12 protein-coding genes and 1 pseudogene are annotated in these 15,700 nt (G+C 59.9%); 12 read left to right on the forward strand and 1 reads right to left on the reverse strand.

What is annotated here, in order from left to right:
- Positions 1-34 precede the first annotated feature (34 nt).
- The 12 genes and pseudogenes from fabZ (at position 35) to ispD (ending at position 14,563) form a co-directional block, all read left to right on the forward strand.
- A complete protein-coding gene (fabZ, locus tag BZ163_RS23450; protein ID WP_007907157.1) occupies positions 35-475 on the forward strand; it encodes a 3-hydroxyacyl-ACP dehydratase FabZ in 441 nt (146 codons plus the stop codon).
- Positions 472-1,248 (forward strand): acyl-ACP--UDP-N-acetylglucosamine O-acyltransferase, encoded by a 777-nt coding sequence (gene lpxA, locus BZ163_RS23455; RefSeq protein ID WP_128872784.1) that lies wholly within the window; start codon positions 472-474, stop codon positions 1,246-1,248. The genes fabZ and lpxA overlap by 4 nt, the downstream gene beginning before the upstream one ends.
- Positions 1,249-1,250: 2 nt before the next feature.
- Positions 1,251-2,381 carry a lipid-A-disaccharide synthase gene (gene lpxB / locus BZ163_RS23460; RefSeq protein ID WP_128872785.1) on the forward strand — a complete coding sequence of 377 codons (1,131 nt, stop codon included), beginning with the start codon at positions 1,251-1,253 and terminating at the stop codon, positions 2,379-2,381.
- 11 nt (positions 2,382-2,392) lie between these two features.
- Positions 2,393-3,019 carry a ribonuclease HII gene (rnhB, locus tag BZ163_RS23465; RefSeq protein ID WP_128872841.1) on the forward strand — a complete coding sequence of 209 codons (627 nt, stop codon included), beginning with the start codon at positions 2,393-2,395 and terminating at the stop codon, positions 3,017-3,019.
- Between the two features lie 75 nt (positions 3,020-3,094).
- Entirely contained in the window at positions 3,095-6,616 is a 3,522-nt protein-coding gene (gene dnaE, locus BZ163_RS23470) for a DNA polymerase III subunit alpha (RefSeq protein WP_128872786.1), read from the forward strand.
- Positions 6,617-6,769: 153 nt separating this feature from the next.
- Complete coding sequence (locus tag BZ163_RS23475) at positions 6,770-7,717, forward strand: acetyl-CoA carboxylase carboxyltransferase subunit alpha (protein ID WP_128872787.1); 948 nt, start codon at positions 6,770-6,772, stop codon at positions 7,715-7,717.
- Between the two features lie 148 nt (positions 7,718-7,865).
- A pseudogene (tilS, locus tag BZ163_RS23480) lies at positions 7,866-9,193 on the forward strand (tRNA lysidine(34) synthetase TilS).
- A 274-nt stretch (positions 9,194-9,467) separates the two neighbouring features.
- On the forward strand, positions 9,468-11,099 hold the full coding sequence (locus tag BZ163_RS23485) for a CTP synthase (protein WP_128872788.1): 1,632 nt from the start codon (positions 9,468-9,470) through the stop codon (positions 11,097-11,099).
- 5 nt (positions 11,100-11,104) lie between these two features.
- Positions 11,105-11,950 carry a 3-deoxy-8-phosphooctulonate synthase gene (gene kdsA, locus BZ163_RS23490; RefSeq protein WP_128872789.1) on the forward strand — a complete coding sequence of 282 codons (846 nt, stop codon included), beginning with the start codon at positions 11,105-11,107 and terminating at the stop codon, positions 11,948-11,950.
- 169 nt (positions 11,951-12,119) lie between these two features.
- Positions 12,120-13,409: a phosphopyruvate hydratase gene (gene eno / locus BZ163_RS23495; protein WP_128872790.1), complete on the forward strand. Its 1,290-nt coding sequence runs from the start codon at positions 12,120-12,122 to the stop codon at positions 13,407-13,409.
- Positions 13,410-13,580: 171 nt separating this feature from the next.
- On the forward strand, positions 13,581-13,859 hold the full coding sequence (ftsB, locus tag BZ163_RS23500) for a cell division protein FtsB (protein WP_008028992.1): 279 nt from the start codon (positions 13,581-13,583) through the stop codon (positions 13,857-13,859).
- Positions 13,856-14,563, forward strand: a complete 708-nt coding sequence (gene ispD / locus BZ163_RS23505) for a 2-C-methyl-D-erythritol 4-phosphate cytidylyltransferase (RefSeq protein WP_128872791.1) — start codon at positions 13,856-13,858, stop codon at positions 14,561-14,563. The genes ftsB and ispD overlap by 4 nt, the downstream gene beginning before the upstream one ends.
- 170 nt (positions 14,564-14,733) lie before the next feature.
- On the opposite strand, the gene BZ163_RS23510 is transcribed toward ispD, so the two are convergent.
- Complete coding sequence (locus BZ163_RS23510; protein ID WP_128872792.1) at positions 14,734-15,630, reverse strand: LysR substrate-binding domain-containing protein; 897 nt, start codon at positions 15,628-15,630, stop codon at positions 14,734-14,736.
- Positions 15,631-15,700 lie beyond the last annotated feature (70 nt).

The raw sequence follows: 15,700 nt of genomic DNA on the forward strand, positions 1-15,700 counted from the left end.
GCGTTACCAATCTTTACATAGGCTTCCCCCCGAAATGATGGACATCAACGAGATTCGCGAATACCTGCCTCACCGTTACCCGTTCCTGCTGGTGGACCGGGTGGTGGATCTGGATGTGGAAGGCAAGCGCATTCGCGCCTACAAGAATGTCAGCATCAACGAGCCGTTCTTCAATGGTCACTTCCCTGCGCATCCGATCATGCCGGGCGTGTTGATCATTGAAGCAATGGCTCAGGCTGCCGGGATCCTTGGTTTCAAAATGCTCGACGTGAAACCGGCCGACGGCACCCTCTATTACTTCGTCGGCTCCGACAAGCTGCGCTTCCGCCAGCCGGTCCTGCCGGGCGATCAGTTGATCCTTGAAGCCAAGTTCCTGAGCTGCAAGCGCCAGATCTGGAAGTTCGAGTGCCAGGCTTCGGTCGATGGCAAGCCAGTCTGCTCCGCTGAAATCATCTGCGCGGAACGCAAACTATGAGTTTGATTGACCCTCGCGCAATCATCGATCCGGCGGCCATCCTGGCCGACGACGTCGAGGTCGGCCCCTGGTCGATCATCGGCGCAGGTGTGGAAATCGGCGAGGGGACAGTGATCGGGCCGCATGTGATTCTCAAGGGTCCGACCCGAATCGGTAAGCATAATCGCATCTACCAGTTTTCTTCGGTAGGCGAGGACACGCCCGATCTGAAATACAAGGGTGAAGAGACTCGCCTGGTCATCGGTGACCACAACGTCATCCGTGAAGGGGTGACGATTCACCGCGGCACCGTCCAGGACCGTTCGGAAACGACCCTGGGTGATCACAACCTGATCATGGCCTATGCCCACATCGGCCACGACAGCGTCATCGGCAACCACTGCATTCTGGTCAACAACACTGCGCTGGCAGGCCATGTGCACGTCGAGGACTGGGCGATCCTGTCCGGCTTTACCCTGGTCCACCAGTATTGCCACATCGGCGCCCACAGCTTTTCCGGCATGGGTACCGCCATCGGCAAGGACGTACCCGCGTACGTCACGGTGTTCGGCAACCCGGCCGAAGCGCGCAGCATGAACTTCGAAGGCATGCGCCGTCGCGGGTTCAGCGAAGACGCGATCCACGCGTTGCGTCGTGCCTACAAGGTGGTTTACCGCCAGGGCCTGACGGTTGAACAGGCGCTCGCCGAGCTGACCGAACCTTCGGCGCAGTTTCCTGAAGTCGCGGTGTTCCGTGATTCCATCCAGTCTTCGACCCGCGGCATCACTCGATAATCATGGCTAATCTGCGTATAGCGCTGGTAGCCGGTGAGGCTTCCGGCGACATTCTGGGCGCCGGTCTGATGCGCGCGCTCAAGGCTCGGCATCCAACGGTGGAGTTCATCGGAGTCGGTGGCCCATTGATGCAGGCCGAAGGCCTGACCTCGTATTTCCCCATGGAGCGTCTTTCCGTGATGGGCCTGGTGGAAGTGCTGGGTCGCTTGCGGGAGTTGCTCAAGCGCCGCAAGAAACTGGTTGCGGACCTGATCGCCGAGAAGCCGGACGTGTTCATCGGCATCGATGCCCCGGACTTCAACCTCACGATCGAACTCAAATTGCGTCAGGCCGGGATCAAGACCGTGCATTACGTCAGCCCGTCGGTCTGGGCCTGGCGGCAGAAACGGGTGCTGAAGATCCGTGAAGGCTGCGACCTGATGCTGACGCTGTTCCCGTTCGAAGCGAAATTCTATGAAGAGAAGGGCGTGCCGGTGCGGTTTGTCGGGCACTCCCTGGCCGATGCGATTCCGCTCGAAGCCGATCGCGCCGCCGCTCGTGCCGAACTCGGCTTGCCGGACGGACCGCTGGTCGCATTGATGCCCGGCAGTCGCGGTGGCGAGGTAGGGCGCCTGGGTGCGTTGTTCCTCGATACCGCCCAGCGTCTGCGGGCCCTGCGCCCTGGCGTGCGGTTCGTCGTGCCTTGCGCCAGCCCCGAGCGGCGCAAGCAGCTCGAGGAGTTGCTGGCCGGTCGGGACCTGCCGCTGACCTTGCTCGACGGCAAATCCCATCTGGCCCTGGCGGCCTGCGATGCGGTGCTGATCGCCTCGGGTACAGCGACGCTTGAAGCCTTGTTGTACAAGCGGCCGATGGTGGTTGCGTATCGCCTGGCGCCACTGACGTTCTGGATTCTCAAACGCATGGTGAAAAGCCCATACGTGTCCTTGCCGAACCTGCTGGCCCAGCGCCTGCTGGTGCCCGAGCTACTGCAGGACGAGGCGACGGTCGAAGCGCTGGCCCAGACCCTGTCGCCGCTGATCGAGGGTGGTGAAGAGCAGACCCGCGGTTTTGACCAGATACACCGGACCCTTCGTCTGGATGCCTCCAACCAGGCTGCGGATGCAGTGCTGAACCTGATCGGTCAAGTACAATGAAAAAAACAAGCATGCAAATGGGGCTGGATTTCAACTTGGTCGCTGAAGTCGAAGCATTGGTTGCCGGTGTCGACGAAGTCGGCCGTGGCCCGCTCTGTGGCGCCGTGGTGACCGCAGCGGTGATCCTCGATCCGAGCCGGCCGATTCTCGGTCTGAACGACTCGAAGAAGCTGACCGAGGCCCGTCGCGAAAAGCTGTATGACGAAATCTGCGAAAAAGCCCTGAGCTGGTGCATCGCTCGCGCCGAAGTCGAAGAAATCGACCAGTTGAACATCCTCCACGCCACCATGCTGGCCATGCAGCGCGCCGTCGAGGGCCTGCACATCACGCCAAGACTGGCGATGATCGACGGCAACCGCTGCCCGAAACTGTCGATGCGCGCCGAAGCGGTGATACAGGGTGACGCCCTGGTACCGGCCATCGCCGCGGCATCGATCCTGGCCAAGGTCAGTCGCGACCGTGAAATGGCTGCTTTCGAATTGGTGTACCCGGGGTACGGCATCGGCGGCCACAAAGGCTACCCGACTCCCGTTCATCTGGAAGCCCTGGCCCGCCTGGGGCCGACGCCGATTCACCGGCGTTCGTTCGCCCCGGTCCGCCTGGCTTACGAAGCGCGGGCACACCTGATCGTGGGCTAGTCGCAGGCTGATGTTTTCGCCAAGGCCCGGTACAATCCGGGCCTTGTTGTTTTTATGAACATACGCAGGATCACTATGCCGGCTTCATTCGTTCACCTACGCCTGCACACTGAATATTCCCTGGTCGACGGTCTGGTGCGGATCAAACCGCTGGTCAAGACCCTGGTCGGCATGAACATGCCCGCCGTAGCGGTCACCGACCAGAACAACATGTGTTCCCTGGTCAAATTCTATAAAGCGGCCATGGGTGCGGGGATCAAGCCGATCTGCGGCGCCGACCTGTGGCTGTCGAACAAGGATCCGGATAACGCCTTGAGCCGGATCAGCCTGTTGGCGATGAATGCCGTGGGCTATCGCAACCTGACCGAACTGATCTCCCGCGGCTTCATCGACGGCCAGCGCAATGGCTCGATCATCATCGAGCGCGAGTGGGTGGCCGAAGCCAGCGAAGGCTTGATCATGCTGTCGGCGGCGAAAGAGGGCGAGATCGGCCTGGCCATGCTCAGTGGCAACCCGGCTGAAGCGGAAAACCTGGCGCGCGAATGGATGACGGTCTTCCCGGATCGCTTCTACCTGGAAATCCAGCGCACCCATCGTCCCAACGATGAAGAACAACTGCACGGCGCCGTGGCCCTGGCCGAGAAGATCGGAGCGCCACTGGTGGCGACCAACGACGTGCGCTTCATCAAGCAGGAAGACTTCGCCGCTCACGAAACCCGTGTCTGCATCGGTGAAGGTCGCGCCCTCGACGATCCACGACGTTCCAAGAATTACAGTGACCAGCAATACCTCAAAAGCGCCGAGGAAATGGCTGAGCTGTTCAGCGACATTCCCGAGGCATTGGCGAACACCGTCGAGATCGCCAAGCGCTGCAATATCGAAGTGAAACTGGGCAAGCACTTCCTGCCCAACTTCCCGATTCCCGATGGCATGACCATCGACGAGTATTTCCGCAAGGTTTCGTTCGATGGCCTGGAAGATCGCCTCAGCGTTCTGCTGCCCAGGGACACCACCGAAGATTACGAAGCCAAGCGTCAGGTCTATGTCGACCGGTTGAATTTCGAGCTGGATATCATTATCCAGATGGGCTTCCCCGGTTACTTCCTGATCGTGATGGACTTTATCCAGTGGGCCAAGAGCAACGGCGTGCCAGTCGGCCCAGGCCGTGGGTCGGGTGCCGGGTCGCTGGTGGCCTATGTACAGAAGATCACCGACCTCGATCCGCTGGAATATGACCTGCTGTTCGAACGTTTCCTTAACCCGGAACGGGTCTCCATGCCCGACTTCGACGTCGACTTCTGCATGGATGGCCGTGACCGTGTGATCGACTACGTGGCCGAGAAATACGGCCGTAATGCGGTGAGCCAGATCATCACGTTCGGTTCCATGGCGGCCAAGGCTGTGGTCCGTGACGTGGCGCGGGTGCAGGGCAAGTCCTACGGCCTGGCGGATCGTCTGTCGAAGATGATTCCGTTCGAAGTCGGCATGACCCTGGAAAAGGCCTACGAACAGGAAGAAATCCTCCGCGACTTCATCAAGGTCGATGAAGAAGCCGCGGAAATCTGGGAAATGGCGCGCAAGCTGGAAGGCGTTGTGCGTAACGTCGGCAAGCACGCCGGTGGTGTGGTGATCGCGCCGACCAAGCTGACTGACTTCTCGCCGATTTATTGCGATGAGGCGGGTGACGGCCTGGTGACCCAGTTCGACAAGGATGACGTTGAAGCCGCCGGCCTGGTGAAGTTCGACTTCCTCGGTCTGCGAACCCTGACGGTCATCGACTGGGCGCTGAAAACCATCAACCGCGAGCGCGCCAAGGTCGATGAGCCGCCGCTGGACATCGCGTTCATCCCGCTGGATGACAAACCGACCTACCAACTGCTGCAAAAGGCTGAAACCACCGCGGTGTTCCAGCTCGAGTCGCGCGGCATGAAGGAGCTGATCAAAAAGCTCAAGCCCGACTGCCTGGAAGACTTGATCGCACTGGTGGCCCTGTTTCGTCCGGGCCCTCTGCAATCGGGCATGGTGGATGACTTCATTAACCGTAAGCACGGTCGCGCCGAACTGGCGTACCCGCACTCGGACTACCAGTACGAAGGCCTCAAGCCGGTGTTGGCACCGACTTACGGCATCATCCTGTATCAGGAACAGGTGATGCAGATTGCCCAGGTCATGGCCGGTTACACCCTCGGCGGTGCGGACATGCTGCGTCGGGCCATGGGCAAGAAAAAGCCCGAAGAAATGGCCAAGCAGCGCGGCGGTTTCATTGAAGGTTGCACCGCTAACAACATCGACCCGGACCTGGCCGGTAACATTTTCGACCTGGTGGAAAAATTCGCCGGTTACGGCTTCAACAAATCCCACTCCGCTGCTTACGGCCTGGTGTCGTACCAGACCGCGTGGCTGAAGACCCACTACCCGGCACCGTTCATGGCCGCGGTGCTGTCGGCGGATATGCACAACACCGACAAGGTCGTGACCTTGATCGAAGAAATTCGCACCATGAAGCTGCGCCTCGACGCGCCGGATGTGAATACCTCGGAGTTCAAGTTCACGGTGAACGACGAAGGCCGGATTATCTACGGCCTCGGCGCGATCAAGGGGGTGGGTGAAGGTCCGGTGGAAGCGATCACCGAGGCGCGCCAGGCGGGTCCGTTCAAGGACCTGTTCGACTTCTGCGCCCGTGTCGATCTCAAGCGCATCAACAAACGCACCTTGGACGGGTTGATCCGCAGCGGTGCGCTGGATCGTCTCGGTCCTTACTTCCATGACGAGCAGAAAGCCTATCAGGCCAATATCGACCGTAACCGGGCGGTCTTGCTGAACGCCATGGAAGGGGCGATCAAGGCGGCCGAACAAACCGCGCGTACCAAAGACAGCGGTCACGTCGATCTGTTTGGCGGCCTGTTCGTCGAAGAAGACGCCGATGTCTACGTCAATCACCGCAAGGCCAAGGAATTGACCCTCAAGGAACGCCTCAAAGGCGAGAAAGATACCTTGGGCCTGTACCTGACCGGTCACCCGATCGACGAGTACGAAGGCGAGATCCGCCGTTTCGCCCGTCAGCGCATCATCGACCTGAAACCGGCCCGGGATACCCAGACGGTCGCGGGCATGATCATCGCCCTGCGCGTGATGAAGAACAAAAAGGGCGACAAGATGGGGTTCATTACCCTTGACGACCGCTCTGGCCGGATCGAAGCCTCGTTGTTTGCCGACGCGTTCCATTCCGCACAGTCGCTGTTGCAGACCGACGCGATGGTGGTGGTCGAAGGCGAAGTGAGCAACGACGACTTTTCCGGTGGCCTGCGCCTGCGGGTCAAGCGGGTGATGAGCATGGAAGATGCGCGCACCAACCTGGCCGAAAGCCTGCGCCTGAAGCTGCAGACCAAGGACCTCAAGGGCGATCAGCTGCGCTGGCTGGGGGAGCTGTTCAAGCGTCACCGCGGTGCGTGCCCGATCACCATGGAATACACCAGTCCCGATGCGAAGGCCTTGCTGCAGTTCGGCGAGACCTGGCGGATCGACCCGGCGGACGCCTTGATTCAAGCCCTGCGTGACCAGTTCGGGCGAGACAACGTCTTCCTCCAATACCGTTGACGGTCAGGCCTCATTCTTCTCCATCAAGAGCGTGGCCTGATCTCGACCGAATTTTTTAATCTCGACCTGAACGCGCCTGTCCCTTAAGGTAGGGCGCGAATAGACAACCGGCCGGCCCAAGTTCCCTTGGAGGTCGACCCAAGACGGACGCCTATGAACCCGAATTTTCTAGATTTCGAACAGCCGATCGCCGACCTGCAAGCCAAGATCGAAGAGTTGCGCTTGGTCGGTAATGACAATTCGCTGAATATCGGCGATGAGATCTCCCGCCTGCAGGACAAGAGCAGCACGCTGACCGAAGACATCTTCGCCAAGCTGACCAGCTGGCAGATCGCACGCCTGGCGCGTCACCCGAAACGTCCGTATACCCTGGACTACATCGAACACATCTTCACCGAGTTCGACGAACTGCACGGCGACCGTCACTTCTCCGACGACGCGGCGATCGTGGGTGGCATTGCCCGTCTGGACGACCAGCCGGTGATGATCATAGGCCACCAGAAAGGCCGGGAAGTGCGCGAGAAAGTTCGCCGCAACTTCGGCATGCCGCGCCCCGAAGGCTACCGCAAGGCGTGCCGCCTGATGGAAATGGCCGAACGCTTCAAAATGCCGATCCTGACCTTCATCGATACGCCGGGCGCCTACCCGGGCATCGACGCCGAAGAGCGCAACCAGAGCGAAGCGATCGCCTGGAACCTGCGCGTCATGGCGCGCCTGAAAACCCCAATCATCGCCACCGTGATCGGTGAGGGTGGTTCCGGTGGCGCGCTGGCGATTGGCGTGTGCGATCAGTTGAACATGCTGCAGTACTCGACCTACGCGGTGATTTCGCCGGAAGGTTGCGCCTCGATTCTGTGGAAAACCGCGGAAAAAGCCCCGGATGCCGCTGAAGCCATGGGCATCACCGCCGATCGCCTCAAGGGCCTGGGCATCGTCGACAAGGTGATCGGCGAGCCGTTGGGTGGCGCACACCGTGATCCAGCCAAGGCGGCAGCCTCGATCCGTGCCGAGCTGAGCTCGCAACTGTCGATGCTGAAGAAGTTCGATAACGAAGCGCTGCTGGCCCGCCGTTACGAGCGCCTGATGAGCTACGGTCTCTGATCTGACCTGGTCTCTTCCAGCGACGCAAAACCACTGTGGGAGCGGGCTTGCTCGCGAAAGCGGTGTAACAGTCAACCGATGTGTTGAATGTTGCACCGCTTTCGCGAGCAAGCCCGCTCCCACATTTGATTTGTGCAAAGTGATCGATATGAGCCAGCCCATGATTGATCTGCCAGCCAGGCTCCTGCTGAACCTCAAGCCCTGGCGCAACGCCACCACCTGGCGCATCGCCTTCTCCGGTGGCCTCGATTCCACCGTCCTGCTGCACCTGCTTGCCCACCTCGCAAAAACCGAATCCCTGCCCGCGCTAAGCGCTATCCATGTCCATCACGGCCTTCAGGCTGCGGCCGATGCGTGGCCGGCGCATTGTCAGGCGGTCTGTGATGCGCTGGGAGTGCCGCTGGCGGTGATTCGCGTCCAGGTTCAACCCGGCGCCAGCCTGGAGCGAGCCGCCCGGGAGGCGCGGTACGGTGCGTTCATCGAGGCGACTCAGGCCAATGAAGTGCTGCTGACTGGCCAGCACCGTGACGATCAAGCGGAAACCCTGTTGTTTCGGCTAATGCGGGGAGCCGGAGTGAGGGGGCTTTCGGCGATGCCGCGCCAGCGACCGCTGGGTAAAGGGCATCTGTTGCGGCCCCTGCTCGATGTCACGCGTGCGGATTTGGAAGCCTATGCGACCGCGCACGCGCTCGGCTGGATTGAAGACCCCTCGAATCAGGACCGGCAATTCTCGCGCAATTACCTGCGTCATCAGGTGTTCCCGGTATTGACCGAGCGCTGGCCGCAAGCGGTGGCGACCATGGCCCGCAGCGCCGCGCATCTGAGTGAAGCGCAGGCATTGCTCGATGAGCTGGCGCAAATCGATCTGGCCGGCGCGAGCACGGTCAGTGAGTTCGACTGGCTGGGTTTGCCGTCTCTGGAGCTGGCGTCGCTGGCAACACTCTCCGCTGCTCGCCAGCGAAATGCACTGAGTCACTGGCTCGCGGCGCTGACGCGGCTGCCGGACAGCGACCATTGGTCGGGTTGGGAGGATTTGCGCGATGCTTCCGGCGATGCGCGTCCGAGCTGGCGATTGGCGGACGGCGAACTCCATCGGGCAGGTGGGCGGATATGGTGGTTGTCCGGCCACTGGTTGCGCACTTCTTCCGCCGCTGAAGAATGGCCTGATGCCTCGCGATCACTGGCGTTGCCGGGCAATGGCGTACTGACACTCGCCGGTCAAATCCCCGCTGGCCCGCTGCATATCCGCTATCGTGAAGGCGGTGAAGTGATGAATCTGCCGGGTCGCGGGCACCGTGATCTGAAGCGTTTGCTCAATGAACGCGGGGTCCCGAACTTCGCCCGTGGCAGATTGCCGCTGCTGTACCAGGGCGAGCAATTGCTGGCGGTGGCGAACCTGCGGGGCTTGAACGGCAGCGCGCAGGATGGCTGGAATTTACATTGGCAGCCGCCACCTGCGATCAAGGTTTGAGCTGAAAGGGGCTTTCCGGTAGACTACGCTCCCTTCTTGATACAACTTCTGTGGATTCGCCTGAATTGCAGGAGTTGCCGATTACCAAGCAGTCTTTGCTGGGCGATTCCAAAAAATGTGTAGCGAGCAACGTACCGGTGTTCCACCTTCCGGTCTGTCCCAACGCGGCGGTTTTTTTGAAAGATGCACTGTGATTGATGCAGGTGATCGGGGGCTTCGGCCTTCCTTCGCTTTCCCCGGCGGCTCGGACCGCTTTAACGCAGACTTCTAGGGTTTTTCATGACGCGCTACATATTCGTCACGGGCGGTGTTGTTTCTTCATTGGGGAAAGGCATTGCATCGGCTTCATTGGCGGCCATCCTGGAGGCGCGGGGACTTAAGGTCACCATGCTGAAGCTGGACCCGTACATCAACGTTGACCCGGGCACCATGAGCCCGTTCCAGCACGGTGAAGTGTTCGTCACCCACGACGGCGCCGAGACCGACCTGGACCTGGGCCACTACGAGCGGTTCATCCGCACGACCATGACCCAGAACAACAACTTCACCACCGGCCGTGTCTACGAACACGTCCTGCGCAAAGAGCGCCGTGGTGATTACCTGGGCGCCACCATCCAGGTGATCCCGCACATCACCGACGAAATCAAGCGCCGGATCATCAAGGGCGCCGGCGATGCCGACGTGGCCATGGTCGAGATCGGTGGCACCGTGGGTGACATCGAATCGCAACCGTTCCTCGAAGCGATCCGTCAATTGCGTTTCGAAGTCGGCGCCAAGCGCGCGATGCTGATGCACCTGACGCTGGTGCCGTACATCGCCACCGCCGGCGAGACCAAAACCAAGCCAACCCAGCACTCGGTCAAGGAACTGCGTTCCATCGGCCTGCAGCCAGACGTGCTGGTGTGCCGTTCCGATCACCCGATCGACCTGTCCTCGCGCCGCAAGATCGCGCAGTTCACCAACGTTGAAGAACGTGCGGTGATCGCGCTGGAAGACGCCGACACCATCTACAAGATCCCGGGCATCCTGCACGCCCAGGGCCTGGATGATTTCGTCGTCGAGCGTTTCGGCCTGCAATGTGGCGGCGCCGATCTGTCCGAGTGGGAAGCCGTGGTCGACGCCAAGCTCAACCCCGAGCACGAAGTCACCATCGCCATGGTCGGCAAGTACATGGAGCTGCTGGACGCCTACAAGTCGCTGATCGAAGCGATGAGTCACGCCGGCATCAGCAACCGCACCAAGGTCAACCTGCGCTACATCGACTCCGAAGACATCGAAAACCAGGGCACTGCGCTGCTGGAAGGTGTCGACGCGATCCTCGTACCGGGTGGTTTCGGTCTGCGTGGCGTGGAAGGCAAGATCACTGCCGTTCAATTCGCTCGCGAAAACAAGGTGCCGTACCTGGGCATCTGCCTGGGCATGCAAGTGGCCGTCATCGAGTTCGCGCGTAACGTGCTGGGCTGGAAAGACGCGAACTCCACCGAGTTCGATCGTGCCAGCGGCCATCCGGTCGTGGGATTGATCACCGAGTGGGAAGATGCCACCGGCGCTGTTGAAGTCCGCACCGAAGCGTCCGACCTGGGCGGCACCATGCGTCTCGGCGCCCAGGATTGCCTGCTCGAAACCGGCTCCCTGGTACACGACTGCTATGCCAAGGACGTGATCGTCGAGCGTCACCGTCATCGCTATGAAGTGAACAACAACCTGCTGCCGCAACTGATCGAAGCCGGCCTGAAAATCTCCGGTCGTTCCGGTGATGGCGCGTTGGTTGAAGTGGTCGAAGCCCCGGATCATCCGTGGTTCGTCGCTTGCCAGTTCCACCCGGAGTTCACTTCGACGCCACGCGACGGTCACCCGTTGTTCAGCGGTTTCGTTAAAGCAGCTTTGGTTCAACACCAGAAGAAGGCGTAAATCCAATGGCGCAGAAGATCATCCGTGTAGGCGATATCGAGATTGCCAACGACAAGCCAATGGTGCTTTTCGGTGGCATGAACGTGCTGGAAAGCCGCGACATGGCGATGCAGGTCTGCGAAGAATACGTGAAGGTCACCGAAAAACTCGGTATCCCTTACGTGTTCAAGGCCAGCTTCGACAAGGCCAACCGTTCCTCCGTGACCTCTTACCGTGGCCCTGGCCTGGAAGAGGGCATGCGGATTTTCCAGGACATCAAGCAAGCCTTCGGCGTGCCGATCATCACCGACGTCCACGAGCCCGAACAGGCCGCGGTCGTTGCTGAAGTCTGCGACATCATCCAGCTGCCGGCCTTTTTGTCGCGCCAGACCGACCTGGTGGTCGCGATGGCCAAGACCGGTGCGGTGATCAACATCAAGAAAGCCCAGTTCCTCGCGCCTCAGGAAATGAAACACATCCTGAGCAAATGCGTGGAAGCGGGTAACGATCAGTTGATCCTCTGCGAACGCGGTTCGAGCTTCGGCTACAACAACCTGGTCGTCGACATGCTCGGCTTCGGCATCATGAAGCAGTTCGAATACCCGGTGTTCTTCGACGTGACCCACGCGTTGCAGATGCCGGGTGCTCGCTCCGATTCTGCCGGTGGTCGCCGCGCCCAGGTGCTCGATCTGGCGAAAGCCGGGATCAGCCAGTCGCTGGCCGGTTTGTTCCTCGAAGCCCACCCTGATCCGGACAACGCCAAATGCGACGGCCCTTGCGCCTTGCGTCTGGACAAACTGGAGCCATTCCTGGCCCAGCTCAAAGCGTTGGACGACCTGGTGAAGAGTTTTCCTGTCGTAGAAACCGCGTAATATCGGCAAACCCGAACTTGTAGGAGCTGGCTTGCCAGCGAAGAGGCCCTCAAGCCTTGCGGGAATTTCGAGACCGCCTTCGCCAGCAAGCCGGCTCCTACAAAGTGAGCCACACGTTATAAATCGAGCGGTACAGAGCGTTTTCGTCAACTTTGGAGTGTTTACAACAATGGCAAAAATCGTCGACATCAAAGGTCGTGAAGTTCTCGACTCCCGTGGCAACCCCACCGTGGAAGCGGACGTGCTTCTCGATAACGGCATCATCGGCAGTGCTTGCGCGCCGTCCGGTGCTTCCACTGGCTCGCGTGAAGCGCTCGAGCTGCGTGATGGCGACAAGAGCCGTTACCTGGGCAAGGGCGTACTCAAAGCCGTCGCCAACATCAACGGTCCGATCCGCGACCTGTTGAAAGGCACAGACCCAAGCGACCAGAAAGCGCTGGATCACGCGATGATCAAGCTCGACGGTACTGAAAACAAAGGTTCCCTGGGCGCCAACGCGATCCTCGCCGTTTCCCTGGCTGCGGCCAAGGCAGCAGCACAGGATCAGGACCTGCCGCTGTACGCTCACATTGCCAACCTGAACGGCACCCCGGGTGTCTACTCGATGCCGGTTCCGATGATGAACATCATCAACGGTGGCGAGCACGCCGACAACAACGTCGACATCCAGGAATTCATGGTTCAGCCGGTTGGCGCCAAGTCTTTCTCGGAAGGCCTGCGCATGGGCACCGAGATTTTCCATCACCTCAAAGCCGTACTGAAGGCCCGTGGCCTGAGCACTGCCGTGGGTGACGAAGGTGGTTTCGCACCGAACCTGGCTTCCAACGAAGACGCTTTGAAAGTGATCTCCGAAGCCGTGGCCAACGCCGGTTACAAACTGGGCACCGACGTGACCCTGGCCCTGGACTGCGCGGCCAGCGAATTCTACGAAGACGGCAAGTACAACCTGTCCGGCGAAGGCCAGGTGTTCACCGCTGAAGGTTTCGCCGACTACCTCAAAGGCCTGACCGAGCGTTATCCGATCATCTCGATCGAAGATGGCCTGGACGAGTCCGACTGGGCTGGCTGGAAAATCCTCACCGACAAGATCGGCGAGAAAGTCCAACTGGTAGGCGACGACCTGTTCGTGACCAACACCAAGATCCTGAAAGAAGGCATCGATAAAAACATCGCCAACTCGATCCTGATCAAGTTCAACCAGATCGGCACCCTGACCGAAACCCTGGAAGCCATCCAGATGGCCAAGGCCGCTGGTTACACCGCCGTGATCTCGCACCGCTCCGGCGAAACCGAAGATTCGACCATCGCCGACCTGGCCGTGGGCACCTCGGCTGGCCAGATCAAGACCGGTTCCCTGTGCCGTTCCGACCGTGTTTCCAAGTACAACCAACTGCTGCGTATCGAAGAGCAGTTGAATGGCAAAGCCAAGTACAACGGTCGCAGCGAATTCCGCGGTTAATCGTTAACTGGTAAAAAGACACCGGATTGTGTCGGAAAAATCGCTACAGCGACGTTTTTGCCACTAATCTGATGCCTTAACAGCACAAGCCTGGTTCTTCCAGGCTTCGTGCTATCAGCAGCTTCAAAGTGTTGGCATGGCTGTCTTTTTTCACTGGATACCTGATATTCGATGCGCAGTCCCAATTGGTTGTTCCTCGTCTTGCTCCTGCTGCTGGCTGGCCTGCAATACCGCCTGTGGGTGGGTAATGGCAGCCTGGCGCAAGTGGCCGAACTGACTCAGCAGATCGCAGATCAACACGCTGAGAACGAGGGCCTGCTTGAGCGCAATCGGGTGATGGACGCTGAAGTCAGTGAGTTGAAAAAGGGCATGGAGACCGTTGAAGAGCGGGCTCGTCATGAGCTGGGCATGGTCAAGGATGGTGAAACCCTTTACCAGCTGGCTCAATGAACCCTTCGTTACCGGCCTTCTGGGCCGTGATTCCTGCCGCGGGCGTCGGTGCCCGTATGGCCGCGGACCGTCCCAAGCAATATTTGCAACTGGGCGGGCGCACTATTCTCGAACACAGCCTTGGCTGTTTCCTTGATCATCCTTGCCTGAAGGGCCTGGTGGTCAGTCTTGCTGTCGATGATCCTTATTGGCCGAACCTGGCGTGTGCTGGCGATTCGCGTATTCAGCGGGTTGAGGGCGGTGCCGAGCGTTCCGGGTCGGTACTCAATGCGCTGCTGCATTTGCATGCCCAGGGCGCTGACGATGAAGATTGGGTGCTGGTCCACGATGCCGCGCGACCGAATCTGAGCCGTGATGATCTGGACAAGTTGCTCAGCGAGTTGGCGGACGACCCGGTGGGCGGTCTGCTGGCGGTGCCAGCACGCGATACCCTCAAGCGGGTCGACAAGCAGGGCCGTGTTGTCGAAACCGTGGACCGCAGTGTGATCTGGCAGGCTTATACGCCACAGATGTTTCGCCTGGGGGCATTGCATCGGGCATTGGCCGACAGTCTGGTGGCGGATGCGGTCGTCACCGATGAGGCTTCGGCGATGGAGTGGGCAGGCCTGGCGCCACGTTTGATAGAAGGTCGGTCCGACAACCTGAAAGTCACTCGGCCCGAAGACCTTGAATGGTTGCGCCAGCGATGGGCTAACCGCCGCTGACTGCTGTGGTGTCTGTCAGACCGCTTTCGCGAGCAAGTCGAATCGTCGCACCGCCGCTCCCACACTCGATCGCATTCTTCTGATAGAACTCGGTCAACTGTTGGAGCGGGCTTGCTCGCGAATGCGGTGGCCCAAGCAATCAGGATCTTGGTGACACAGCAATGGATTCGCTAGCTGCGATACTCCGGCCGCTCGGCCAACCCCTCCTTCAAAAAGTCCACCAACTTGCGCACCTTCGGCGACAGATGTCGCTGCTGTGGATAAAGCGCCCACACCGCGGTATTCGGCGGCTGATGCGCTTCCAGCAACGAAATCAACGCACCGCTGTTCAAATGCTCCAACACGTAATAATCCGGCAACTGACACAACCCGACACCTTGTAACGCCGCATCCAGCACCGCTTGCCCACTGTTGCAGCGCCAGTTTCCCTGTACCCGCTGGGAAAATTCCCGTCCGTTCTGTTCCAGTTGCCAAATGTCCGAACTGCCGATGAGGCAATTATGCCGGCTCAGTTCCGACAGACTGTGCGGGCGACCATAGCGTTCCAGGTAGGACGGTGATGCGCACAAGTACATGCGCCGTGGTGCCAGGCGTGCCGCCACCAGCCGTGAGTCCTGCAAGCGGCCAAGACGGATCGCCAGGTCCAGGCCCTCGTGCACCAGGTCCAGTTGGCGGTTGCTCAGTTCGATGTCGATCCGCAGCTGCGGATAGAGCCCCATGAAGCGGGTCACCAGCGGCACGATGAAGCGTTCGCCATAAGCCACGGCGCACGTCATGCGCAGCATGCCTTTGGGTTCGCTGGTCAGGTCGCCGACCGCTCGCAAGGCTTCTTCCCGGCCATCCTGTAATCGTTGGCAATGTTGTAGAAACGTCTGCCCGGCTTCAGTCAGGGTGACGCGACGGGTGCTGCGATAAAGCAGCCGCGTCTGAAGGCGCTCTTCGAGGCGTACGATTTGTCGACTGACATGGGAGGACGAAACCCCGAGACGTTCGGCAGCAGCGGTGAATTGGCCGCACTCGGCGACCGCTACAAACTCGTCGATCCCTTCCCAGCGGTTTTCGGACATCAAGGATTATCCCTGTATGGCAATAATGTTTTGCTTTTGTCCGGATTATTCACCGTGGAGCGCTGTATTA

Origin of the sequence: Pseudomonas sp. VI4.1 (genome assembly GCF_002029345.1) — a bacterium.
In the GTDB taxonomy this organism is placed as follows: domain Bacteria; phylum Pseudomonadota; class Gammaproteobacteria; order Pseudomonadales; family Pseudomonadaceae; genus Aquipseudomonas.